This is a genomic window from Pseudomonas sp. zfem003, assembly GCF_032621675.1.
Taxonomy (GTDB): Bacteria; Pseudomonadota; Gammaproteobacteria; order Pseudomonadales; family Pseudomonadaceae; genus Metapseudomonas; species Metapseudomonas otitidis.
In genome coordinates this window covers 645,974-666,804 of record NZ_JAVYJG010000001.1, presented here as the reverse complement: position 1 = coordinate 666,804, position 20,831 = coordinate 645,974, and the positions used below count along the sequence as shown (strand labels likewise).

General features: G+C 69.3%; 21 protein-coding genes. 15 read left to right on the top strand and 6 right to left on the bottom strand.

All coding sequences use genetic code 11. The features are described 5' to 3' along the window. Nucleotides 1-110: 110 nt before the first annotated feature. Nucleotides 111-350 carry a sulfurtransferase TusA gene (tusA, locus tag RTK35_RS03090; RefSeq protein WP_044403704.1) on the top strand — a complete coding sequence of 80 codons (240 nt, stop codon included), beginning with the start codon at nucleotides 111-113 and terminating at the stop codon, nucleotides 348-350. 51 nt (nucleotides 351-401) lie between these two features. Here the strand turns inward: tusA and RTK35_RS03085 are convergent, their stop codons facing one another. Then, complete coding sequence (locus RTK35_RS03085; protein ID WP_232104280.1) at nucleotides 402-1,796, bottom strand: MATE family efflux transporter; 1,395 nt, start codon at nucleotides 1,794-1,796, stop codon at nucleotides 402-404. A 260-nt stretch (nucleotides 1,797-2,056) separates the two neighbouring features. On the opposite strand from RTK35_RS03085, the gene pdxB reads away from it, so the two are divergent. Further along, a complete protein-coding gene (pdxB, locus tag RTK35_RS03080; protein ID WP_316907352.1) occupies nucleotides 2,057-3,199 on the top strand; it encodes a 4-phosphoerythronate dehydrogenase PdxB in 1,143 nt (380 codons plus the stop codon). Between the two features lie 97 nt (nucleotides 3,200-3,296). After that, entirely contained in the window at nucleotides 3,297-3,767 is a 471-nt protein-coding gene (locus tag RTK35_RS03075; protein ID WP_052807548.1) for a hypothetical protein, read from the top strand. A gap of 24 nt (nucleotides 3,768-3,791) precedes the next feature. Here RTK35_RS03075 and RTK35_RS03070 read toward each other — a convergent pair whose 3' ends face one another. Next, entirely contained in the window at nucleotides 3,792-4,016 is a 225-nt protein-coding gene (locus RTK35_RS03070; RefSeq protein ID WP_160481231.1) for a hypothetical protein, read from the bottom strand. A gap of 214 nt (nucleotides 4,017-4,230) precedes the next feature. Here RTK35_RS03070 and RTK35_RS03065 point away from each other — a divergent pair, with 214 nt between their 5' ends. Continuing rightward, nucleotides 4,231-4,443: a hypothetical protein gene (locus tag RTK35_RS03065; protein ID WP_222901693.1), complete on the top strand. Its 213-nt coding sequence runs from the start codon at nucleotides 4,231-4,233 to the stop codon at nucleotides 4,441-4,443. Between the two features lie 8 nt (nucleotides 4,444-4,451). Here the strand turns inward: RTK35_RS03065 and RTK35_RS03060 are convergent, their stop codons facing one another. Beyond that, nucleotides 4,452-5,396 carry a LysR family transcriptional regulator gene (locus RTK35_RS03060; protein WP_044403693.1) on the bottom strand — a complete coding sequence of 315 codons (945 nt, stop codon included), beginning with the start codon at nucleotides 5,394-5,396 and terminating at the stop codon, nucleotides 4,452-4,454. A gap of 175 nt (nucleotides 5,397-5,571) precedes the next feature. Here RTK35_RS03060 and RTK35_RS03055 point away from each other — a divergent pair, with 175 nt between their 5' ends. The 6 genes from RTK35_RS03055 to RTK35_RS03030 all read left to right on the top strand — a co-directional run bounded on the left by RTK35_RS03055 (nucleotide 5,572) and on the right by RTK35_RS03030 (nucleotide 11,232). Continuing rightward, nucleotides 5,572-7,074, top strand: coding sequence for an efflux transporter outer membrane subunit (locus RTK35_RS03055; protein ID WP_316907351.1), 1,503 nt, complete (start codon nucleotides 5,572-5,574; stop codon nucleotides 7,072-7,074). Next, nucleotides 7,071-9,251 (top strand): FUSC family protein, encoded by a 2,181-nt coding sequence (locus RTK35_RS03050; RefSeq protein ID WP_279861019.1) that lies wholly within the window; start codon nucleotides 7,071-7,073, stop codon nucleotides 9,249-9,251. The genes RTK35_RS03055 and RTK35_RS03050 overlap by 4 nt, the downstream gene beginning before the upstream one ends. Continuing rightward, on the top strand, nucleotides 9,241-9,441 hold the full coding sequence (locus RTK35_RS03045) for a DUF1656 domain-containing protein (RefSeq protein WP_044403687.1): 201 nt from the start codon (nucleotides 9,241-9,243) through the stop codon (nucleotides 9,439-9,441). The genes RTK35_RS03050 and RTK35_RS03045 overlap by 11 nt, the downstream gene beginning before the upstream one ends. Before the next feature lie 6 nt (nucleotides 9,442-9,447). Then, nucleotides 9,448-10,329 (top strand): HlyD family secretion protein, encoded by an 882-nt coding sequence (locus tag RTK35_RS03040; protein ID WP_044403685.1) that lies wholly within the window; start codon nucleotides 9,448-9,450, stop codon nucleotides 10,327-10,329. A gap of 206 nt (nucleotides 10,330-10,535) precedes the next feature. Then, entirely contained in the window at nucleotides 10,536-10,790 is a 255-nt protein-coding gene (locus RTK35_RS03035; RefSeq protein ID WP_044403683.1) for a DUF2790 domain-containing protein, read from the top strand. Nucleotides 10,791-10,980: 190 nt separating this feature from the next. Then, nucleotides 10,981-11,232: a DUF2790 domain-containing protein gene (locus RTK35_RS03030; RefSeq protein WP_044403681.1), complete on the top strand. Its 252-nt coding sequence runs from the start codon at nucleotides 10,981-10,983 to the stop codon at nucleotides 11,230-11,232. 711 nt (nucleotides 11,233-11,943) lie between these two features. Here RTK35_RS03030 and RTK35_RS03025 read toward each other — a convergent pair. Then, complete coding sequence (locus RTK35_RS03025; RefSeq protein WP_316907350.1) at nucleotides 11,944-13,899, bottom strand: acetoacetate--CoA ligase; 1,956 nt, start codon at nucleotides 13,897-13,899, stop codon at nucleotides 11,944-11,946. Between the two features lie 190 nt (nucleotides 13,900-14,089). Between RTK35_RS03025 and RTK35_RS03020 the strand changes: the two genes are divergently transcribed. Next, on the top strand, nucleotides 14,090-14,668 hold the full coding sequence (locus RTK35_RS03020) for a hypothetical protein (RefSeq protein ID WP_316907349.1): 579 nt from the start codon (nucleotides 14,090-14,092) through the stop codon (nucleotides 14,666-14,668). A gap of 18 nt (nucleotides 14,669-14,686) precedes the next feature. On the opposite strand, the gene RTK35_RS03015 is transcribed toward RTK35_RS03020, so the two are convergent. Both RTK35_RS03015 and RTK35_RS03010 read right to left on the bottom strand, forming a co-directional pair. Then, a complete protein-coding gene (locus tag RTK35_RS03015) occupies nucleotides 14,687-14,989 on the bottom strand; it encodes a putative quinol monooxygenase (protein ID WP_316907348.1) in 303 nt (100 codons plus the stop codon). Between the two features lie 44 nt (nucleotides 14,990-15,033). Continuing rightward, a complete protein-coding gene (locus RTK35_RS03010; RefSeq protein WP_316907347.1) occupies nucleotides 15,034-15,711 on the bottom strand; it encodes a type 1 glutamine amidotransferase domain-containing protein in 678 nt (225 codons plus the stop codon). Nucleotides 15,712-15,815: 104 nt separating this feature from the next. Here RTK35_RS03010 and RTK35_RS03005 point away from each other — a divergent pair, with 104 nt between their 5' ends. From RTK35_RS03005 to RTK35_RS02990, 4 genes are all read left to right on the top strand, one after another. After that, nucleotides 15,816-16,739: a LysR family transcriptional regulator gene (locus RTK35_RS03005; protein WP_316907346.1), complete on the top strand. Its 924-nt coding sequence runs from the start codon at nucleotides 15,816-15,818 to the stop codon at nucleotides 16,737-16,739. Nucleotides 16,740-16,920: 181 nt separating this feature from the next. Beyond that, on the top strand, nucleotides 16,921-18,156 hold the full coding sequence (locus RTK35_RS03000; RefSeq protein ID WP_316907345.1) for an SfnB family sulfur acquisition oxidoreductase: 1,236 nt from the start codon (nucleotides 16,921-16,923) through the stop codon (nucleotides 18,154-18,156). A gap of 9 nt (nucleotides 18,157-18,165) precedes the next feature. Further along, complete coding sequence (locus tag RTK35_RS02995; protein ID WP_316907344.1) at nucleotides 18,166-19,374, top strand: SfnB family sulfur acquisition oxidoreductase; 1,209 nt, start codon at nucleotides 18,166-18,168, stop codon at nucleotides 19,372-19,374. Next, nucleotides 19,374-20,816, top strand: coding sequence for an LLM class flavin-dependent oxidoreductase (locus RTK35_RS02990; RefSeq protein ID WP_316907343.1), 1,443 nt, complete (start codon nucleotides 19,374-19,376; stop codon nucleotides 20,814-20,816). The genes RTK35_RS02995 and RTK35_RS02990 overlap by 1 nt, the downstream gene beginning before the upstream one ends. The last annotated feature ends 15 nt before the right edge of the window (nucleotides 20,817-20,831 follow it).

The window sequence follows — 20,831 nt, the reverse complement described above, 5'->3', positions numbered from 1 at the left end:
GCAGGCTACCACCGTTGCGTTCCGTCCGGCGGCCCATCCAAGGTCGGGCTCTGGGAGTGGGCGGACGCGGCGCTTTGCGCGACAATAGCGCCCCTTCGACGGAGTGCCCCATGACCGATCAGCCCGATGCCATTCTCGACGCCACCGGCCTCAACTGCCCCGAGCCGGTGATGATGCTGCACAACAAGGTGCGCGACCTGCAGGCCGGCGGCCTGCTCAAGGTGATCGCCACCGATCCCTCGACCCGCCGCGACATTCCGAAGTTCTGCATGTTCCTCGGCCACGAGCTGGTGGACCAGGCGGAAGAAGCAGGTACCTATCTGTATTGGATTCGCAAGAAAGCCGATTAACAAACAGGGCCCGAAAGGGCCCTGTTGCGTTGTGGCGACGCTATCGCCGGATCAGGCCGCAGCGGTCGGTCGCTGGCTCAAGTGGCGGATGTGCGCCCGGGCGCTGCCGGTGATGCGGTAGCTGAGCATCACCGCCGCCACCGTCAGGCCGACGATCAGCCCCTGCCACAGCCCGCGCGGGCCGCTGGCTTCGCCCAGCCAGTCGGTCAGCCCCAGCAGCCAGCCCACCGGCAGGCCGATGCCCCAGTAGGAGAACAGGGTGATGACCATGGTGGCGCGGGTGTCCTGGTAGCCCCGCAGCGCACCGGCGGCGGTCACCTGGATGGCGTCGGAGAACTGGAACAGCGCGGCGAACACCAGCAGCGAGGCGGCCATGGCGATCACCTCCGGGTCCGGCGTATAGATGCCGGCGATGCCTTGGCGCAGCAGCATCATCAGGCTCGCCGAGAGGCAGGCGTAGGCCAGCGCGGTGGCCATCCCCACGCCGGCGGCGAAGCGCGCCTCGCGGGGCTCGCCACGGCCCAGGGCCTGGCCGACGCGCACGGTGACGGCCATCGCCAGGGAGTAGGGGATCATGAACACCAGGGAGCTGAAGTTCAGGGCGATCTGGTGGCCGGCCACCACGTTGGCGCCGAGGCCGCCGATCAGCAGGGCGATCACCGCGAAGATGCTCGACTCGGCGAACACCGCGATGCCGATGGGCAGGCCCACCGACAGCAGGCGGCGGATCACCGACCAGTCGGGCCGCTCGAAGCGGGCGAACAGGGCGCTGCCCTGGTAGACGCGAGCGAAGCGCACCCAGCCGAGCATGCCCAGGAACATCATCCACATCACCGTGCCGCTGGCCCAGCCGCAGCCCACGCCGCCCATGGCCGGGAAGCCCAGGTGGCCGTAGATCAGCACGTAGTTCAGCGGGATGTTCAGCAGCAGCCCGCAGATGCCCAGCACCATGCTCGGGCGGGTCCTGCCCAGGCCGTCGCTGAAGCAGCGCAGCACCTGGTACAGCGCCACCGCCGGCAGCCCGTAGGCGATGCCGTGCAGGTAGCCCATGCTCGGGGCGATCAGGTCTTCCTCCACGCCCATCAGGTGCAGCACCGGCTCGGCGCACAGCAGCAGGCCGGCGCCGCCCAGGCCCACGGCCACGGCCAGCCACAGGGCCTGGCGCACCAGCGGGCCGATCTCGCCCTGCTGGCCGGCGCCGAAGCGCTGCGCCACCTTGGCGGTGGTGGCCAGGAGGATGCCGGTCATCAGCAGGAACACGGGTATCCAGATGGAGTTGCCCAGGGCCACGGCGGCCAGGTCGCGGGGGCTCACGCGGCCGGCCATCACGGCGTCGACGAAGCCCATGGCCGAGTGGGAGAGCTGGGCGATCATGATCGGCAGGGCGAGGGTGAATAGGGCTCGGAGTTCGCGACGGGTACGGTCGAGGCGAGTTCGGATGGTCACGGGAGGTCTTTCCATGGCTGTGTAGCGTTCACCGGTACGGCGGTGGCGTCCGTCTTGCTTATGCCCAGGGCGGGCCGCCTGGCTGCGATGGGCTCGCAGCGGGCGCTGAAGCGGCCGTGGCAGGGGGACTGCCGGCGATGGGGAATCAGCGGAGGCGAAAGACCGCGTAGTCTACGCGTTGACGCATGGGTCAGGAAAGGGCTGTAGGACCTTGCGCGACGGATTCCGTAGAATGCCCACCCCGCCCATGGAGTGCCCCCATGCAGATCCTCGCTGACGAGAACATTCCCTTGGTCGATGCCTTCTTCGGAGGCTTCGGCACCATCCGCCGCCTGCCCGGTCGGGCCATCGACCGCGCCGCCCTGGGTGATGCCGAGGTGCTGCTGGTGCGCTCGGTGACCCACGTAAACCGCGCCCTGCTGGAAGGCAGCGCGCTGCGCTTTGTCGGCACCTGCACCATCGGCACCGATCATCTGGACACCCAGGCCCTCGACGCGGGCGGCATCGCCTGGTCCAGTGCGCCGGGCTGCAACGCCCGGGGCGTGGTGGACTACGTGCTGGGCAGCCTGCTGACCCTGGCCGAGGACGCCGGCGTCGACCCGGCCAGCCGCACCTATGGCGTCGTTGGCGCCGGCCAGGTGGGCGGGCGCCTGGTGCAGGTGCTGCGCGAGCTGGGCTGGACCGTGCTGGTCTGTGACCCACCGCGCCAGGCTGCCGAGGGTGGCGACTACGTGGACCTGGACACCCTGCTGGCGCGCTGCGACGCCATCAGCCTGCACACCCCGCTGGAAAAATCCGGCGACCACCCCACCCATCACCTGCTCGATGCCACCCGCCTGGCCGCCCTGCGCGAAGGCACCTGGCTGATCAATGCCGCCCGTGGCGCGGTGGTGGACAACCGTGCCCTGCGCGACGTGCTGGGCCGGCGCCCGGACCTGCGCGTGGTGCTGGACGTGTGGGAGGGCGAGCCCGAGGCGGACCCGCAACTGGCCGCGCTGTGCCGCATCGCCACCCCGCACATCGCCGGCTACAGCCTGGACGGCAAGCTGCGCGGCACCGAGCAGATCTACCAGGCCTTCTGCCGGGCCCTGAAGCAGCCCGAGACGGTGCGCCTGTCCGACCTGTTGCCGGCGCCCTGGCTGCCCGAACTGGTTCTGGATGCCAGCGCCGAACCGCAGTGGGCGCTGCCCATGCTCTGCCGCGCGGTGTACGACCCGCGCCGGGACGACGCCGACTTCCGCCGCAGCCTGGTGGGGGACGCCGCCCAGCGTCGCGCTGCCTTCGACGCACTGCGCAAGCACTACCCGGTGCGCCGCGAGATCGACGGCCTGCGGGTGCGCCTGCTGGGCGAGTCGCCCGCGTTGCAGCGCTGCATCCGCGCCCTTGGCGCGACCCTCGCCTGACCTGCGGCGCGCTGCCGCGCAACGGCGGCGCCTGCCTGTCGCCGGCGCCGTGCTATAACCCTTGGACTTCAAGCCCCGCAACCACGGAGATGGACGAATGAGCGACACCCAGAACACCCCCAAGTCGAATGCCGCCGAAATCCTCAGCAGCTATGACCTGAGCACGGCGAAGGACTTCGAGTGGACGGGGCGCAGCATGGACTGGTTCCTGCAGATGCTGGTGCGCCAGGCCAACGAGCTCGGCGTGGAAGTGGGCATCACCCTCACCGTCGGCGCGGGCCTGGTCAGCGGCACGCTGATCTCCGTGGAGAGCTACTTCGACCTGTTCGCCCAGGAATACGCCCACTCCTGGCCGGAAGAGGGCCGCGAGGACATCCGCGCCACCTTCGCCAAGCTCGGCGTCATGGCCAAGTCCACCGGGGAAGACCCGAACCTGCTGCCGCCCCAGTACATCCACCTGCGTGATGTCAGTGTCTACGCCGCCGGCGGCCTGACCTGCACCGGGCTGACCCTGTGGCGTGGTACCCTGGCCTCGGTCACCGGTTTCAACCTCGGCACCCTCAGCTGATCCTGCCGACGGCCTGCGTGGCCGTCAGTACTTGCGCCTGACCGCCACGTCCTGGATGCCGTGGCCGGTGGTCAGGCGCAGGTAGTCCCGGTTGTCCCTCGGCGGCGTCTCCCCCAGTGGAATGCCGTGTCGCTCCACCAGCAGCGCATGGATATCGGCGCTGCTGGGCGGTCCGTCCAGTTCGACGATGAACGCCTGCGGGCTCCCGTGGAGCCGGTAGATGATTTCGTATCGATTGCTGCCAGGCATCTCGCGTCTCCGCTTGCGGCTGTCCGATGTTGGACGGCGGAATGCCGTGAAGGTGCGGGGCATTTGGCGGCTTCAGAAACTCCTCGCCGGTCAGCGCGGGCAGGGCGGTGGCGGCATCGTGGCGCCCCATGAAAACTATCGAGCGGACTGATTTCCGCACCGCCAGGCCGGCTCCTAGAGTGGCGCCATCGTCCACATCGCCCTGGAGTCCAGCATGCACAGTGCCGAGATCATGTCCCTGGTCGGCTCAGCCGTCCCCGAAACCCTGCGCCGCGCCGGCCACCTGGCGTGCTGGCTGGTGGTGCTGGATGGCGCGGTGAAGGCCGGCCCCTTCGTCAGCCTGGCCGATGCCCAGGCCAGCCAGGCCATCTGGCTGCTGGAGAGCGCCAAGCGGCGCAAGCGCCAGAGTGCTGCGCTCGCCGCCTGACGGAAGGCTCAACCCAGCGTTGCGCTGTGCTCCAGCAAGACCGACTCGTCGGCCTTCAGGCGGCCGGGGAGGAAGTCGCGGAGGAACTCCACCCAGGTGCGTATCTTCGCATCGAGGAACTGCCGCGACGGATACAGCGCGTAGATGCCCAGCGGGAACAGGCTGTGATGGGGCAGCACCCGCACCAGGCTGCCGTCCCGCAGGCCGTGCACCGCCGAGTACACCGGCAGCACGCCGATGCCCATGCCCGCCCGCAGCGCCTCGGTCAGCGCATCGGCGGTGTTCACCTGGAAGGGCGTCTGGGTGATGGTGATCATCTGCTGCCCGTCCGGGCCATCGAAGGTCCACTTGTCCAGCGACATCACCGAGTTCACCAGGCGCAGGCAGCGATGCCCCAGCAGGTCGGCGGGCTGGCGTGGCGCGCCGTGCTTGGCGATGTAGCCGGGGGAGGCGCAGAGCACGCTGTAGGTGGTGCCCAGCTGCTTGGAGATGAAGCCTGAGTCCGGCAGCTCCTGGGCGATCACCACCGAAATGTCGTAACCCTCGTCGAGGATGTCCGTGGTGCGGTTGGCCAGGGTCAGGTCGAAGCTCACGTCCGGGTAGGTCTCGGCGTACTGGGCGATGGCTTCGATCAGGTAGTGCTGGCCGATGCCGGTCATGGCATGGACCTTCAGGTTGCCGGCGGGGCGGGCGTGGGCTTCGCTGGCTTCGGCTTCGGCCTCCTCGATGTAGCCGAGGATCTGCTCGCAACGCATCAGGTAGCGCTGGCCGGCTTCGGTGAGGGCAATGCGGCGGGTGGTTCGGTGCAACAGGCGGGTTCGCAGGTGGGTCTCCAGGGTGGCGACCGCGCGGGAAACGTAGGAGGTGGTCAGGTCCAGTCGTTGGGCGGCGGCGGTGAAGCTGCCGGTCTCCGCGACACAGACGAAGGCACGCATGTTGAAGAGGATGTCCATCAAGGGCTCCGGCCCGGAACGGGGCGCGAATTCTGGCATGAAGTGGTGCCGCCGATTATGGCCGCTGAGTACACAATGAATCACCTATCCGTGTGCTTATCCTGACCCCCGGGCGACACATAGAATCGCCGCCGTTACGGGCCACCAGAGCCCATGCCATCAGGATTCGCCGCACGTGCCCCGCATCGATCGGCCCGGTTTGCTCCGGGTCAGCCTGTACGTCTGTTTCCCGCTCCTCTGTTCCTGCATCGACTCCAACGGCATCGCCCCGGCCAGCCAGGTCCCCGACCCGGCCGCGCTGGAGGTGGGGGCCGCCATCGCCTCGGCCGAGGCCCAGGCCGGCTGGCCCGCCAGCCAGTGGTGGCGAGCCTTCGGCGACCCGCAGCTGGACGCCTGGATGGACCGCGCCCTGGCCAGCAGCCCGAGCCTGGACATGGCCGCCGCCCGGGTCCGCCAGGCGCGGGCCCTGGCCCACGTGGTGGAGGCGGACGAATCGCCCAGCCTCGGCCTGGCCGCCAACGTGCAGCGCAAGCGCTGGCCCGACGACGCCTTCTATGGCCCCGGCGACCTGGCGCGCACCAGCTCGTGGAACAACACCAGCCAGCTCGGCTTCAGCTACCCGCTGGACCTCTGGGGCCGCGAGCGTGCCCGTGGCGAGGCGGCGGTGGACCGCGCCCGCGCCAGCGTCGCCGAAGCCCGGCTGGCAGCCCTGGAACTGCAGGGCAACCTGGTGCGCGCCTACATTGGCCTCGCGCTCCATCACAGCCAGCTGGACATCGCCCAGGCCGAGCTGACCCAGCGCCAGCAACTGGTGGGGCTGGCCAAGCGCCGTCGCCACGACGGTATCGGCACCCGCCTGGAGGTGACCCGCGCGGAAATGGGCATCCCGCCCGTGGAGCGGCAGATCGACGAACTGCGCGAAAGCATCGCCCTCGATCACAACCTGATCGCCGCACTGGCAGGGGAGGGGCCGGGGGCTGCCGAAGCCATGACACGGCCGCGCCTGGCGCTGCTCAGGGACATCGGCCTGCCGCCGCGCCTGCCCCTGGAACTGCTCGGCCATCGCCCGGACCTGGTGGCGGCACGCTGGCAGGTGGCGGCCGAAGCCAAGGGCATCGAGGCGGCCAAGGCGGATTTCTACCCCAACGTCGACCTGCTCGGCGGCCTTGGCACCTCGGCGGTGCAGGGCGGCGTGCTGGATTTCCTGCGCTACGACAAGCTCACCTGGGGCCTCGGTCCGGCGCTGTCCCTGCCGGTCTACGACGGCGGGCGGCGGCGCGGCCAACTGGCCGAAGCCAGCGCCGGCTACGACCTGGCAGTGGGGCGTTACGACCAGACCCTGGTGCAGGCCATCAAGGGCGTGGCCGATGCCCTGGTGCGCCTGGAGTCGCTGCACCAGCAACAGCGCCTGGCGGAAGTCTCCGTGGCCCAGGCGCGACACGCCTGCGACCTGACCCTGCTGGCCCAGCAACGCGGGCTGACCGACTACAGCGAGGTGCTGCAGGCGCAGCCGGCCCTGTTCGAGGCCCAGCGCGTGGAACAGCAGGTGCGCGCACGGCGCCTCGCCGCCCAGGCCGACCTGCTGCTGCAGCTGGGCGGTGGCCTCCCGCAGGAAGCCGGCCCCGCCCCTGAACACCTGACGCCCTCCGAACCCCGCTTCCGCCTGGCACGCCCATGAACATCGACGCTACCTGGACCACGGCGCTGCGCCGTGACCTCGCCCATTGGGCCCGTACCGAAGGGGTCACCTGGGTCTTCATCTTCAAGGCCCTGCTCACTGCCTTCATCGCCCTGTGGCTGGCCTACCGCCTGGAGCTGCCGCAGCCCGGCACGGTGCTGGTCACCGTGTTCATCGTCATGCAGCCGCAGAGCGGGCAGGTCCTGGCCAAGAGCTTCTACCGCATCATCGGCACGCTGCTGGGGCTGACGGTGATGGTGGCGCTGATCGCCCTGTTCAACCAGGAGCGGGTGCTGTTCATGCTGGCCATCGCCATCTGGATCGGCCTGTGCACCGCCGGCGCGGCACGCTACCGGGACTTCCGTGGCTACGCCTGCGTGCTGGCCGGCTACACCGCCGTGATCATCGGCCTGCCCGCCACCCTGCACCCCGAAGGCGCCTTCATGTCGGCGCTGTGGCGGGTGCTGGAGATCACCCTGGGCATCCTCTGCACCGGCCTGGTCAGCGCCCTGGTGCTGCCCCAGACCACCAGCGCCGACCTGCGCGGAACCTTGCAGGCGCGCTTTCGCGACTTTGCCGCATTCGCCTGCGAAGGCCTGGCCGGCAGCCTCGACAGCGAGCGCTTCGAAGCGCTCAACGCGCGCTTCGCCGCCGTGGCCGTGGGCCTGGAGAACATGCGCAACGCCACCACCTTCGAGGACCCGCACATGCGCATGCGCGCCGGGCGGCTGGCGCGGCTGAACAACGAGTTCATGGTCCTTTCCACGCGCTTCCACGCCCTGCACCAGTTGCTCAAGCGCCTGCACCTGGGCGGCGCCCACCTGGTGCGCGAGGCCTTGCAGCCGTGCCTGGGCGAGGTCTCGGCGCTGCTGGCCGCGCAGCGCGAGCGCCTGGGCAGCGACGCCGAGGCGGAGGAGTTCGCCGAACGCCTGGCCGCCTGCCGGCAGGAGCTGATGCAACTGATCCGCAGCGGGCGCGGCTGGCTGGCCGAGCGCCAGGTGGACGAGGCCGGCGCGCTGGATTTCGATACCGCCGCCGAGCTGCTGTTCCGCTTCGTCGACGACCTCCACGGCTACGCCATGACCCTGGCCTCGCTGCTGGAACACCGCCACCATCGTGAGGACTGGCAGGAGAGCTTCCGCCCCCGCGCCAACCCCCTGGCCGCCGCCGTGGCGGGCATGCGCAGCAGCCTGCTGATCCTCGCCCTGGGCACCTTCTGGATGGCCACCGCCTGGCCCGCCGGGGAGACCTTCACGATGACGGTGGGAATGATCTCGGCCCTGGCCTCGTCCTCCTCCAACCCCAAGCGGCTGGCGCTGCAACTGACCCTGGGCGCCACCGGCGGCGCCCTCGCGGGCATCTTCACCACCTTCTGCGTGCTGCCCTCGCTGGATGGCTTCGTCATGCTCTGCTGCGCCCTGGCGCCCACCTTCGCCCTCGGCGCGCTGCTGCTGTCGCGCCCGGCCTGGTCCGGCTACGGCGTGGGGCTGCTGGTGTGGTTCTGCCTGCTGTCGCTGCCGGGCAACCTGGTGCAGTACGACCCTTACCGGCTGCTCAACGAGTACCTGGCGGTGCTGCTGTCGATGACCGTGGCGACCCTGGCGGCGGCGCTGATCCTGCCACCCAACCGGCCCTGGCTGTGGCGGCGCCTGGAGCACGACCTGCGCATGTGCGCGGTGCACACCGTCAGCGGGCGCATCCGTGGGCTGGTCAGCGGTTTCGAGAGCGGCACCCGTGACCTGCTGGCCCAGGCCTATGCCTTCTCCGCCGGGCGTCCGGACATCCAGCGCCGGCTGCTGCGCTGGATGTTCGCCGTGCAGGAGGTGGGGCATGCGGTGATCGAACTGCGCCTGGAGCAGGCGCGCCTGCCGGCGCTGTCCTGCTATGCCGAATCCATGCCCTGGCGCCACGCCGTGCGCGCCATGGGCCGGGCGCTGATCCGCCTGCTGATCCAGCCCGGCGAGGTCAATCGCCAGCGTGCGCTGCAGGCCGTCGAACAGGCCATTGAGGCGGTACGCGCCACCCCCGAGCCCTGCGCGCCACAGTTCGAGACCTCGCCGCTGCGCCGGTTGCAGAGCTACCTGCACTTCATCCGCACCTCCCTGCTGGACCCCCTGGCACCCTGGGCCGAGCACCAGGACGCCGGCACCGCCCCGGTACCCGCCCATGCCCCGTGAAATCGCCGTGCACGGCGTCTACCTGCCGAGCCTGACCCTGCTGTTCCTGATCACCTTGGTCGGCGGCTGGCTGATCGACCGCGTCGCCGCGCGGCTCGGCCTCTACCGCCTGGCCTGGCACCCCGTGCTGCTGCGGGTCTGCCTGTTCACCTGCCTGTACGCCTCCCTGGCCCTGGCCACCTACCGTTGAGAGACCCTGTCCGTGAAACGAATCATCAGTGTCGGCGCGACCCTGCTCATCCTCGCCCTGGCGGTGCTGTTGGTGCAGCGCCTGTGGCAGCACTACATGGACTCGCCCTGGACCCGCGACGGCCGGGTACGGGCCGACGTGATCAACATCGCCCCCGACGTGGCCGGGCTGGTGGTGGAGATCCCGGTGCGCGACAACCAGCGGGTCAAGGCCGGCGACGTGCTGGTGCGCATCGACCGTGCCCACTACGAGCTGGCCGTGCGTGACGCCGAAGCCGAGGTGGCCGCGCGCAAGGCCGACCTGGAGATGCGCCGGCTGAACGCCCGCCGGCGAGCCGACATGGACGACCTGGTGGTCTCGCGGGAGAACCGCGAGGACGCCGGCCACCTGGCCGACGGCGCCATGGCCCGCTACCGCCAGGCGCTGTCCCGGCTCGACGCCGCGCGGCTGGACCTGGAACGCACCGAAGTCCGCGCCCCGGTGGACGGCTACGTGACCAACCTCAACCTCTACCGGGGCGACTACGTGCACGCCGGGCAAGCCGGCATGGCGCTGGTGGATGCGCACTCCTTCTACGTCAACGGCTACTTCGAGGAGACCCGCCTGCCGCGCATCCGCCAGGGCGCGAAGGTGGAGATGCGCCTGATGAGCGGCGAGCGCCTGCTCGGCCACGTGGACAGCGTGGCGCGTGGCATCTACGACCGCGACAACCCGGAAAGCCGCGAGCTGGTGGCCGACGTGAACCCCACCTTCAACTGGGTGCGCCTGGCCCAGCGGGTGCCGGTGCGCATCCACCTGGACGAGGTGCCCGAGGGGCTGGAGCTGTCCGCCGGGATGACCTGCACGGTGGTGGTGGACGAGTCACGCCAGGGCCTGCCCGGCGCCTGAGGGATTGTTGACCAGCACGTCACAGTCCTTGTGCTGGATCGCCCTGTAAGCCCCGTGGGACGGGCATTAGAATGGATTCCGCCTCCCACGACAGAGGCACATGCTTGATCCACTTCACCGTTCGTGTGCGGTGTCGCGCAATACCTTCGGCCCGCTCGTGGAGGGCGGGCCGAAGCCCTTCTCAAGGCAATCGAGTACTAGAACCCATGAAAGCTTTCCTGTTGCTGGCGCTTGCCGGCCTGTCTCCGCTCGTCTTCGCTGCCTCGCCTGACCAGACCGTTCCCGCCGAGGTCGAGCACTACCAGTACGGCATGGACCTGGACATCGCCCGCGTGATTTCCCGCAGCGAAGTTCCCGATGTGTGCGGCGTGGTGCCGGCCTACCTGACCTACGAGGACCACCAGGGCAAGGTGCACCGCCTGGAGTACATGGTGTTCGGCAACGGCTGCTCCAACGGCTGACCGCCCGCTCCCTGACAAATGCCCGGCCCGATGAGCCGGGCATTGTCGTTTCAGGGGGCCGCGTTTTGTAGGACGTACCTGCCGCGTGGGGGCAGGCGTACAGCCTGTAGGACATCCAGGCTGCCGATAGCGTGAATTCGCCGCCTGCCACCCGGCCGGCGACCACCCTCCAGACCTACGGGGACTGCCCATGAAAGTACTGACCGCCCTGGCCCTGGCGCTTCTCTCGCCCCTGGCCCTCGCGACCACACCCGCCATGGACGACGGCATCCAGACCAAGACCTACCACTACGGCATGAAGCTCGATGTGGCCAAGGTCATCTCCCACAGCCGCATCCCGGACGTCTGCGAGGTCGTCCCCGCCCACATGGTCTACGAAGACCGCCAGGGCGAAATCCACCGCGTGGAATACCGCGTGTTCGGCAACGGTTGCTCCAACTGAGCCGCCCCCCTGATCCACCCAAAAAGCCCGGCCATGTGCCGGGCTTTTTGCATGCCGCAATCCGGCTTCTGGCACCTCGCAGGGTGGCGCTGAGCGCAGCGAAGCCCATCAATCCGGAGTACCCGGCGGCACCGAGCAACGACCTGATGCGGTTCGCCGAGCTCACCGCATCCTACAGGGCGCGAAACGTAGCCCGGGCCGGCACCCCGTAGGATGGCGCTGAGCGCAGCGAAGCCCATCAAACAGGAGTCCCCGGCAGTACCGTGCAACGACCTGATGCGGTTCGCCGAGCTCACCGCATCCTACGGAACGCGGCGCGTAGCCGGACTCAGATACCTCGTGGGATGGCGCTGAGCGCAGTGAAGCCCATCGAGCGGGAATACCCGATAGCACCATGCAGACACGTAGCCCGGGCTTCAGCCCGGGAATGGTGCTTGCCGCCCCGGACTGAAGTCCGGGCTACCGCATACGTGGCGCGCTCCACGTTCACCACCGGCATCACGGTGACGTCGATGGTGGGCTGAAGCGGAGTGCCGCCCGGCCCACCCTGCGCAAGGCGGCTCGGGTTGCCGAGGTGGTGGGAACGAGCTTTGCTCGCGAACGCTCGACGTGGAATTTCCCTTCGTTCGGCTGCCCCGTCGGCCATTTCCCTGGATGGGGTAGGCCGGGCGGTGGTGGCCGCCTCGGCCGTTTTCCACGTGCGGGTGCCTGTCAGTCAGCCAATTCCGCGCGGTCGCGGAACTGCTCCAGCGCGGCGGGGTTGGCCAGGGCGTCGGTGTTCTTCACTGGACGACCGTGGACCACGTTGCGCACCGCTAGCTCGACGATCTTGCCGCTGATGGTGCGGGGGATGTCGCTGACCGCCACGATCTTCGCCGGCACATGGCGCGGCGTGGTGTTGTCGCGGATCACCCGGCGGATGCGCGCCTGCAAGGCCTCGTCCAGCGCCACGCCCTCACGCAGGCGCACGAACAGCACGACCCGCACATCGCTCTGCCAGTCCTGGCCGATGGCGATGGATTCCAGCACCTCCTCGATCTTCTCCACCTGGCGGTAGATCTCGGCGGTGCCGATGCGCACGCCGCCGGGGTTGAGCACCGCATCCGAGCGGCCGTGGATCACCAGGCCGCCATGGGCGGTTTCCTCGGCGTAGTCGCCGTGGGCCCAGACGCCGGTGAAGGTTTCGAAATAGGCCGCGTGGAACTTCTCCCCGTTCGGGTCGTTCCAGAACCCCACCGGCATCGACGGGAAGTGCCGGGCGCAGACCAGCTCGCCTTTCTCGCCCACCAGGCGCTGACCCTGTTCGTCCCACACCTGCACATCCATGCCCAGGCCCTTGCATTGCAGCTCGCCGCGCCACACCGGCAGCACCGGGTTGCCCAGGGTGAAGCAGGAGACGATGTCGGTACCGCCGGAGATGGACGACACGCAGAGGTCCGCCTTGAAGTGGCGGTAGAGGTAGTCGAAGCCTTCGTGGGCCAGGGGCGAGCCGGTGGAAAGCACCGTCTTCAGGCGTTCCAGCCGGTGGCTGCGGCAGGGCTCCACGCCGGCCTTCTCCAGGGCGGCGATGTACTTGGCGCTGGCGCCGAAGAGGCTGATGCCTTCGGCGTCGATCAGGTCGATCAGGCGTTCCGGGGCGGGGTGGAAAGGCGAGCCGTCGTAGAGCACCAGGGTGGCGCCCAGGGCGAGGCCGGAGACCAGCCAGTTCCACATCATCCAGCCGCAGGTGGTGTAGTAGAACAGCGTGTCCTCGGCCTTCAGGTCGCAGTGCAGGCCGTGCTCCTTCAGGTGTTGCAGCAGGGTGCCGCCGACGCCGTGGACGATGCACTTGGGCACGCCGGTGGTGCCGCTGGAGTAGAGGATGTAGAGCGGCTGGTCGAAGGGCACGGGAACGAACACGGGCTCGCCGCCGGGCTGGTAGAAGTCGCCCCACAGCGCCACCCGCGCCGGGGTCTGGAAGTCTTCCGCCCTGGCGTCCGGGCGTGCATGGGGCACCACCAGCAACTGCTCCAGGCTGGGCAGGCGGGCGAGTATCTCGTTGAGCTTGGGCGTGAGGTCGAGGGTCTTGCCCGCGTAGTGGTAGCCGGCGGCGGCGATCAGCACCTTGGGCTCGATCTGCCCGAAGCGGTCGATCACCCCCTGGGTGCCGAAGTCCGGCGAGCAGGACGACCAGGTCGCCCCCAGGCTGGCGCTGGCGAGCATGCCCACCACCGTCTGCCAGGTGTTGGGCATGAAGGCCGCCACCCGATCCCCCACCCCGACGCCCAGCTCCCGCAGGCTGCGCTGCAACCCGGCGACCTGGGCGGCCAGCTCGGCATGGGAGAGCTGCACCCGGCTGCCGTCCTCGTCCACCGCCACCAGCGCCGGCGCGTCATCGCGGCGCCGCAGCAGGTGCTCGGCGAAGTTCAGCGTCGCCCCGGGAAACCAGCGCGCATCCGGCATGGCCGGGCCTTCTTCCAATACCGCGCGGGGCGGCTGGTGGAAGCGCACCCCGAACCACGCGGCCAGGGTCGACCAGAACGCCGGCCGATCCGCCACGCTCCAGGCGTGCAGCGCGGCGTAGTCGGGCACGGCCACGCCATGGCGGTCGGCAACGTGGCGGCGGAAGGCTTCCATCCGGGTGGCGGCGATTCGCTCAGGGCTCGGGCTCCAGAGGGGTTGGCTCATGGGGACATCCTCGTGCACGGGAATGCCCGAATAATGGGCCCTCCAGACGCCGGGGGAAAGCCGGGCGTCGATGCGCTCAACTGCAATGACAACCTCAAAGAACCTTAGATCCCAGAAGAGCAGGACGCTTCCGCCCGGCCTTGGTGGCAGGTATCTTCCGCACCTTCTGATTTTTCCAGGACCTTTGCCCATGACCCGCCCATTGCCCCGCCTTGCTGCCCTGTGTGTTGGCCTGTTCGTGCTGCAGGCCGAGGCGCGGGTGGAGGTGGAGGCGGTGCAGCACCCGACCATCGGTCGCATGCTGGTGGCCAAGGTGTCGGAGGAGATTGCGCCGGGTGACTACGACGCGCTGATGAAGGGGGTGCTGGGCAACCCCGGCAACTTCGCGCGCAAGGTGCTGATGCTGGACAGCATTGGCGGCAGCGTGCCCGAGGCGATTCGCATGGGTCGGCTGGTGCGCGAGACCGGCTTCGACACCCTGGTGCCGTCCACCGGCCTGTGCCAGGGCACTTGCGTCTACCTGCTGGCGGCCGGCCGCAACAAGGCCGTGCGCGGTTCGGTGGGGCTGCACCGGCCGTATTACGCCCACGGTGACGCCTCGCGGGATGCGGCGCTGTACCAGGGCGTGCGCTACAACGCCTCGGCGTACTTCCGCGAGATGGGCATTCCCGACAGCCTGCTGGACGACATGCAGCGCATCGACCCGCGCCAGATGCGGGTCCTCGACCCGAAGGACCTGGCGCGCTACCGGCTGATCAGTGGCAAGTAGGCGCGCCGGGTCGCCCGTTCAACTCTGGGCGACGTTCACCGGTACGGCCTGCACCACCTGGGTGGGGGCGGCCATCCAGCCACCGGCCACGGCGGCTTCGCGGAAGGCCAGGTAGTGCGGGCTGGCGCGGTGGGCGTCGATGGCGGCCTGGTCGCGGTACAGCTCGTGGAGTTGCAGGCTGCCGTCATCCCCGGCGTAGAGGTCGTAGCGCAGGTTGCCGGGCTCGTTGCGGGTGCCTTGGACCAGGGCTTCCAGGGCCTGCAGGACGACCTCGCGGTGCTCCGGCAGGGGGCTCAGGGTGGCGAACAGGGCGATGCTCATGGCGTCTCCTCGAAAGGGGGAGGCGCGACGCCTCCCCAATGGGTTCACAGCAGTTTCAGCAGGGCGTCTGCCGTGGCATCGGACGAGGCCGGGTTCTGTCCGGTCACCAGCAGGCCGTCCACCACCACATGGCTGTGCCAGTCATCGGCACGGCTGTAGAGGCCGCCATGGCCGCGCAGCATGTCCTCGACCAGGAAGGGCACCACCTCGGTGAGCTGCACGGCGGCTTCTTCGCTGTTGCTGAAGCCGGTCACCTGCTTGCCACGCACCAGCGGTTGGCCGTCGGCTGTCTTCACATGGCGCAGCACGCCGGGAGCGTGGCACACCGCAGCCACCGGCTTGCCCTGGGCCAGGAAGGCTTCGATCAGGGCGATGGAGCGGGCGTCCTCGGCCAGGTCCCAGAGCGGGCCGTGGCCGCCGGGGTAGAACAGCGCGTCGTAGTCGTTGGCGCGCACGGCTTCCAGGGGCAGGGTGCTGGCCAGGGCCTGGCGCGAGGCCGGATCAGCGTCGAAGCGGCGGGTGGCGTCGGTCTGAGCGCTCTCGTCGTGGCTCTTCGGGTCCAGTGGCGGCTGGCCGCCCTTGGGCGAGGCCAGGGTCAGGGCCATGCCGGCATCGAGGAAGTGGTAGTAGGGCGCGGCGAACTCTTCCAGCCAGAAGCCGGTGGCCAGGCCGGTTTCGCCGAGGCGGTCGTGGGAGGTGAGGACCATCAGGATCTTTTTCATGTGCAGTCTCCCGCCCGTGGGGGCGTTGTTTCAGGTTGGCGACCATCCTAGGAGAGGGCGTAGGATTCGATAATTCGAAAGCTCTTATTCCTGGTATCCAAAAAGTGAATATCGCCAACAAGGACCTGAACCTGCTGCTGGTCTTCCATGTGCTCTACCAGGAGCGCAACGCCTCGGTGGCGGCTGAGCGCATGACCCTGAGCCAGCCGGCCCTGAGCCACAAGCTGAACAAGCTGCGCCACCAGTTGGGCAACCCGCTGTTCGTGCGTGCGCCGCGCGGACTGACGCCGACGCCCCGGGCCCACGAGCTGGCACCGCGCATCCAGTGCCTGGTGGCGGAACTGGAGGCCTTCTACGAACACAGCGACGGCCAGGACTTTCTCCAGCGCGCCGAGCGCATCCACCTCTACAGCACCGACTACATGGAGCAGACGCTGCTGCCCGAGCTGTTGCCGGTGTTGCGCCGCGAGGCACCCAACCTGGTGTTGGTGACCCACAACACCCGTGGCCTGCTCCCCCGCGAGGAGCTGGAGAAGGGCACCTGTGACCTGGCCATCGCCGGGTTCTATGCCGACCTGCCGGACACCTTCCATCAGCAGCGCCTGCTCAGCGAGGACTTCGTGGTGCTGGCCTGGCGCGACAACCCGCACCTGGCCAGGGGGCTGGACCTCGACGCCTTCGTCGCCTGCGAACACCTGCTCACCACCCTCACCGGCGACCTGGCCGGGCGGGTCGACCAGGCCCTGGCCGCACTCGGTCGGCAGCGGCGGGTGGCGGCGGGGCTCTCCAGCTTCCTGGCGCCGCCCCGGCTGTTGCCCGGCACCGACCTGTTGCTGACCTGCCTGCGCTCGGTGGCCGAGGACGCGGTGGCCCGCGACCCGTCGTTGTGCCTGCATGCGCTGCCGGAGGCGCTGGCCCTGCCGAAGGTGGAGGTGATGCAGATCTGGCACCAGCGCACGGCCAGTGACCCGTTGCGGCGTTGGGTCCGCCAGCAGATCCAGGAGGCTGCCCGGCGCTTGCAGGGCTGAACTGTTGCTGGGGCAACAGATGTTCAGCAATTTGCCCTGCTGTGCAGATTCCAACAGTTGTTCGTTTTAAATAACTCGCTGATTAATAAGGATTATTTTTCAGGCACGGGTTGTGCAATCGATCTCCTCGCAAGCGTACGCGGCTGCTCGCGGCGCAACAGGAATGATCGAGAACGGACCCATGACCCACCCTTCCGAACCCAAGGACCCGCGTGACCAGGCGCCCCCGCTACTCCCGGCGGCGCTGATCGAGAACGACGCCCAGGCCCTGCACGCCGCCCACGAAGTGGCCAGGCAGGCCCGGGCTGGCGCCACCCAGCGTGACCGCGACCGCCAGTTGCCCTGGCCCGAAGTGGAACTCTTCACCCGCCTGGGCCTGGGGGGCATTCGCATCCCCCGCGCCTATGGGGGTGCCGAGGTTTCCCATGTGACCCTCGCCGAGGTGTTCCGCATCCTCTGTGCCGCCGACCCGGCACTGGGGCAGATCCCGCAGAACCAGTTCGGCCTGCTCAGCGTGATCGAAAACGTCGGCAGTGAAGCGCAGAAGCGCCAGGTGTTCGCCGGCATCCTCGCAGGGCGCCGCCTGGCCAATGCCGGGCCCGAGCGCAATACCAAGCACACCCTGGAGATCAAGGCGCGCATCACCCGGGGCAACGCCGGCCTGGAGGTGAGCGGCGAGAAGTTCTATTCCACCGGGGCCCTGTTCGCCCATTGGGTGGCGGTCAAGGCCCTGGATGACAGCGGCACCGGCGTGCTGGCCCTGGTGGAGCGGGGCGTGCCGGGGCTCGCCATCGTCGACGACTGGTCCGGCTTCGGCCAGCGCACCACCGCCAGCGGCACCGTGCTGCTGGACCGCGTACCGGTGGCGGACGACCTGGTGTTCCACAACAGTCGCCTGGCCGAGGTGCCGAGCATCCAGGGCGCACTGTCGCAGCTGATCCAGGCGGCCATCGACGCCGGTATCGCCGAGGCCGCCATCGACGACGCCATCGCCTTCATCCGCGAGCGCTCGCGGCCCTGGGTGGACGCCGGCGTCGAGCGTGCCAGCGAGGAGCTGTACACCATTGCCGAGATCGGCCGCCTGAAGACCGAACTGAACGCCGCCAACGCGCTGCTGGAGCGCGCCGGCCAGGTGCTCGACGAAGTGGCCGCCGCGCCCATCGACGCCGCAGCGGCCGCCCGCGCTTCCATCGCCGTGGCCGAGGCCAAGGTGCTCACCACCGAGATCAGTCTGCTGGCCAGCGAGAAGCTGTTCGAGCTGGCCGGCAGCCGCGCCACCCTCGCCGAGTTCGGCCTCGACCGGCACTGGCGCAATGCCCGGGTGCACACCCTCCACGACCCGGTGCGCTGGAAGGTCCACGCCGTCGGCAACTACCACCTGAACGGCGCCTTCCCGGCCCGCCATTCCTGGATCTGAGGAGGCGCCATGACCATTGCCCATCCCCACCCACACGCCCCCGTGGCCATCATCCGTGACGACGCCGAAGCCCTGGAGGTGGCGCGCCAGGTGGCCGACCTGTTCCGACCCGGCGCTGCCGAGCGCGACCGCGAGCGCCGCCTGCCTCTGGACGAACTGGAGCTGTTCAGCCGCACCGGCCTCTGGGGCATCAGCGTGCCCCGCGAGTTCGGCGGGGCCGGCGTGTCCCACGTCACCCTGGCGCGGGTCATCGCGCTGATCAGCGCCGCCGACAGTTCCCTCGGGCAGATCCCGCAGAACCACTTCTATGCCCTGGAAGTGCTGCGGGTGAACGGCAGTCCCGAACAGCAGCGCCGCCTGTTCGCTGCCGCTCTGGCCGGCGAGCGTTTCGGCAACGCCCTGGCGGAGATCGGCACCCGCACCGCCAACGACCGCACCACCCAGCTGGTGCGGGACGGCGAGGGCTACCGCATTCGTGGCCGCAAGTTCTACTGCACCGGTGCCCTCTACGCCCACCGCGTGCCGACCCTGGTGGTGGCCGAGGATGGCCACCAGTACCTGGCCTTTGCCGAGCGCAACGCGCCGGGGCTGACGGTGATCGACGACTGGTCGGGCTTTGGCCAGCGCACCACCGGCAGCGGCTCGGTGGTGTTCGACGACGTGCCGGTGGCGGCCGAGGACCTGGTGTCCTTCCAGGCCGCCTTCGAGCACCCGACCACGGTCGGGCCTTTCGCCCAGATCCTCCATGCCGCCATCGACGTCGGCATCGCCCGCGCCGCCTACGAGGATGCGCTGGCCTTCGTCCGCACCCGCTCGCGGCCGTGGATCGACGCCGGGGTCGACAAGGCCAGCGACGACCCGTTGCTGATCCACGCCTTCGGCCACCTGGCCATCCGCCTGCACGCCGCCGAGGCCATCCTCGACCGCGCCGGCCGGCTGCTGGATGCCGCCAGCGCCGAGCCCACCGCCGACAGCGTGGCCGCTGCGTCCCTGGGGGTAGCCGAGGCCCGTGCGCTGACCACCGAGGTCTCGCTCAGTGCCGGCAGCAAGCTGTTCGAACTGGCCGGCACCCGCGCCAGCCTCGCCGAGCACAACCTCGACCGCCACTGGCGCAACGCCCGGGTGCACACCCTGCACGACCCGGTGCGCTGGAAGTACCACGCGGTGGGCAACTACTACCTCAATGGCGTGCTGCCGCCGCGCCGGGGGACGATCTGATGGCGCGCAAGCAGATCCTCCTCAACGCCTTCAACATGAACTGCGTGGGGCACATCAACCACGGCCTGTGGACCCACCCGCGCGACCGCTCCACGGACTACCGCAGGCTCTCCTACTGGACGGAGCTGGCGCAGCTGCTGGAGCGCGGGCTGTTCGACGGGCTGTTCCTGGCGGACATCGTCGGCGTCTACGACGTCTACCAGGGCAATGTCGACCTGACCCTGAAGGAGAGCATCCAGCTGCCGGTCAACGACCCGCTGCTGCTGGTCTCCGCCATGGCCGGGGTGACCTGCCACCTGGGCTTCGGCGTCACCGCCAACCTCAGCTACGAGCCGCCGTACCTGTTCGCCCGGCGCATGAGCACCCTGGACCACCTGAGCGAGGGGCGCGTGGGCTGGAACATCGTCACCGGCTACCTGGAGAGCGGGGCCCGTGCCATGGGCCGCAGCCAGCAGGTGGAGCACGACCGCCGCTACGACCAGGCCGACGAGTACCTGGAGGTGCTCTACAAGCTGTGGCAAGGCAGCTGGGAAGCCGGGGCGGTGGTCAACGACCGCCAGCGCCGGGTCTACGCCCAGCCGGACAAGGTGCACAAGGTGGTGCACCACGGCGAGTTCTTCGACGTGGAGGGCTACCACCTCTGCGAACCCTCGCCGCAACGCACGCCGCTGCTGTTCCAGGCCGGCTCCTCGGTGCGCGGCCTGCGCTTTGCCGGCGAGCATGCCGAGTGCGTGTTCATCAGCGGCAGCAACAAGGCCGCGACCCGCGCCCAGGTGGACAAGGTGCGCGCCGCCGCCGTGGCCGCCGGCCGTGATCCGCAGGCGGTGAAGGTGTTCATGGGCATCAGCGTGATCGTCGCGCCCACCGAGGCCGAGGCCCGTGCCAAGCACGCCGAGTACCTGGCCCATGCCAGTGCCGAGGCGGGCGTCGCCCACTTCGCCAGCTCCACCGGCATCGACTTCGCCCGCTTCGCGCTGGACGAGCCGATTCCCTATATGAAGACCAACGCCATCGAGTCCGCTGCCAGCAAGCTGCGTGACAACAGCCTGACCCGCCGCGACCTGCTGGAGCAGCACGCCCTGGGTGGCCGCTACGTCCTGCTGGTGGGTTCGCCGACCCAGGTGGCCGACGAGCTGCTGGCGTGGATCGACGAGACCGGGCTGGACGGCTTCAACCTGACCCGCATCGTCACCCCGGAGAGCTACGCCGACTTCATCGACCTGGTGGTGCCGGAGCTGCAGGCCCGAGGTGCCTACAAGACCGCCTATGCCGACGGCACCTTGCGCCACAAGGTGTTTGGCGCGGGGGATCAGTTGCCGGCGGACCATCGTGGAGCCCGTGTGGGAGCGAATTCATTCGCGAATCGGCCCGAAGGGGCGACCCCGGACTCCCAGGGGAAGGCTGCGCCTTCCATCGCGAATGAATTCGCTCCCACGACCTGAACCCCATTACCCACG

What these genes read in the sequence shown, in the direction of transcription:
- tusA (WP_044403704.1), top strand. Translation starts at nt 111, where the DNA reads ATGACCGATCAGCCCGATGCCATTCTCGACGCCACCGGCCTCAACTGC.
- pdxB (WP_316907352.1), top strand. Translation starts at nt 2,057, where the DNA reads ATGCAGATCCTCGCTGACGAGAACATTCCCTTGGTCGATGCCTTCTTC.
- RTK35_RS03075 (WP_052807548.1), top strand. Translation starts at nt 3,297, where the DNA reads ATGAGCGACACCCAGAACACCCCCAAGTCGAATGCCGCCGAAATCCTC.
- RTK35_RS03070 (WP_160481231.1), bottom strand. Translation starts at nt 4,016, where the DNA reads ATGCCTGGCAGCAATCGATACGAAATCATCTACCGGCTCCACGGGAGC.
- RTK35_RS03065 (WP_222901693.1), top strand. Translation starts at nt 4,231, where the DNA reads ATGCACAGTGCCGAGATCATGTCCCTGGTCGGCTCAGCCGTCCCCGAA.
- RTK35_RS03060 (WP_044403693.1), bottom strand. Translation starts at nt 5,396, where the DNA reads ATGGACATCCTCTTCAACATGCGTGCCTTCGTCTGTGTCGCGGAGACC.
- RTK35_RS03050 (WP_279861019.1), top strand. Translation starts at nt 7,071, where the DNA reads ATGAACATCGACGCTACCTGGACCACGGCGCTGCGCCGTGACCTCGCC.
- RTK35_RS03045 (WP_044403687.1), top strand. Translation starts at nt 9,241, where the DNA reads ATGCCCCGTGAAATCGCCGTGCACGGCGTCTACCTGCCGAGCCTGACC.
- RTK35_RS03035 (WP_044403683.1), top strand. Translation starts at nt 10,536, where the DNA reads ATGAAAGCTTTCCTGTTGCTGGCGCTTGCCGGCCTGTCTCCGCTCGTC.
- RTK35_RS03030 (WP_044403681.1), top strand. Translation starts at nt 10,981, where the DNA reads ATGAAAGTACTGACCGCCCTGGCCCTGGCGCTTCTCTCGCCCCTGGCC.
- RTK35_RS03025 (WP_316907350.1), bottom strand. Translation starts at nt 13,899, where the DNA reads ATGAGCCAACCCCTCTGGAGCCCGAGCCCTGAGCGAATCGCCGCCACC.
- RTK35_RS03020 (WP_316907349.1), top strand. Translation starts at nt 14,090, where the DNA reads ATGACCCGCCCATTGCCCCGCCTTGCTGCCCTGTGTGTTGGCCTGTTC.
- RTK35_RS03015 (WP_316907348.1), bottom strand. Translation starts at nt 14,989, where the DNA reads ATGAGCATCGCCCTGTTCGCCACCCTGAGCCCCCTGCCGGAGCACCGC.
- RTK35_RS03010 (WP_316907347.1), bottom strand. Translation starts at nt 15,711, where the DNA reads ATGAAAAAGATCCTGATGGTCCTCACCTCCCACGACCGCCTCGGCGAA.
- RTK35_RS03000 (WP_316907345.1), top strand. Translation starts at nt 16,921, where the DNA reads ATGACCCACCCTTCCGAACCCAAGGACCCGCGTGACCAGGCGCCCCCG.
- RTK35_RS02995 (WP_316907344.1), top strand. Translation starts at nt 18,166, where the DNA reads ATGACCATTGCCCATCCCCACCCACACGCCCCCGTGGCCATCATCCGT.
- RTK35_RS02990 (WP_316907343.1), top strand. Translation starts at nt 19,374, where the DNA reads ATGGCGCGCAAGCAGATCCTCCTCAACGCCTTCAACATGAACTGCGTG.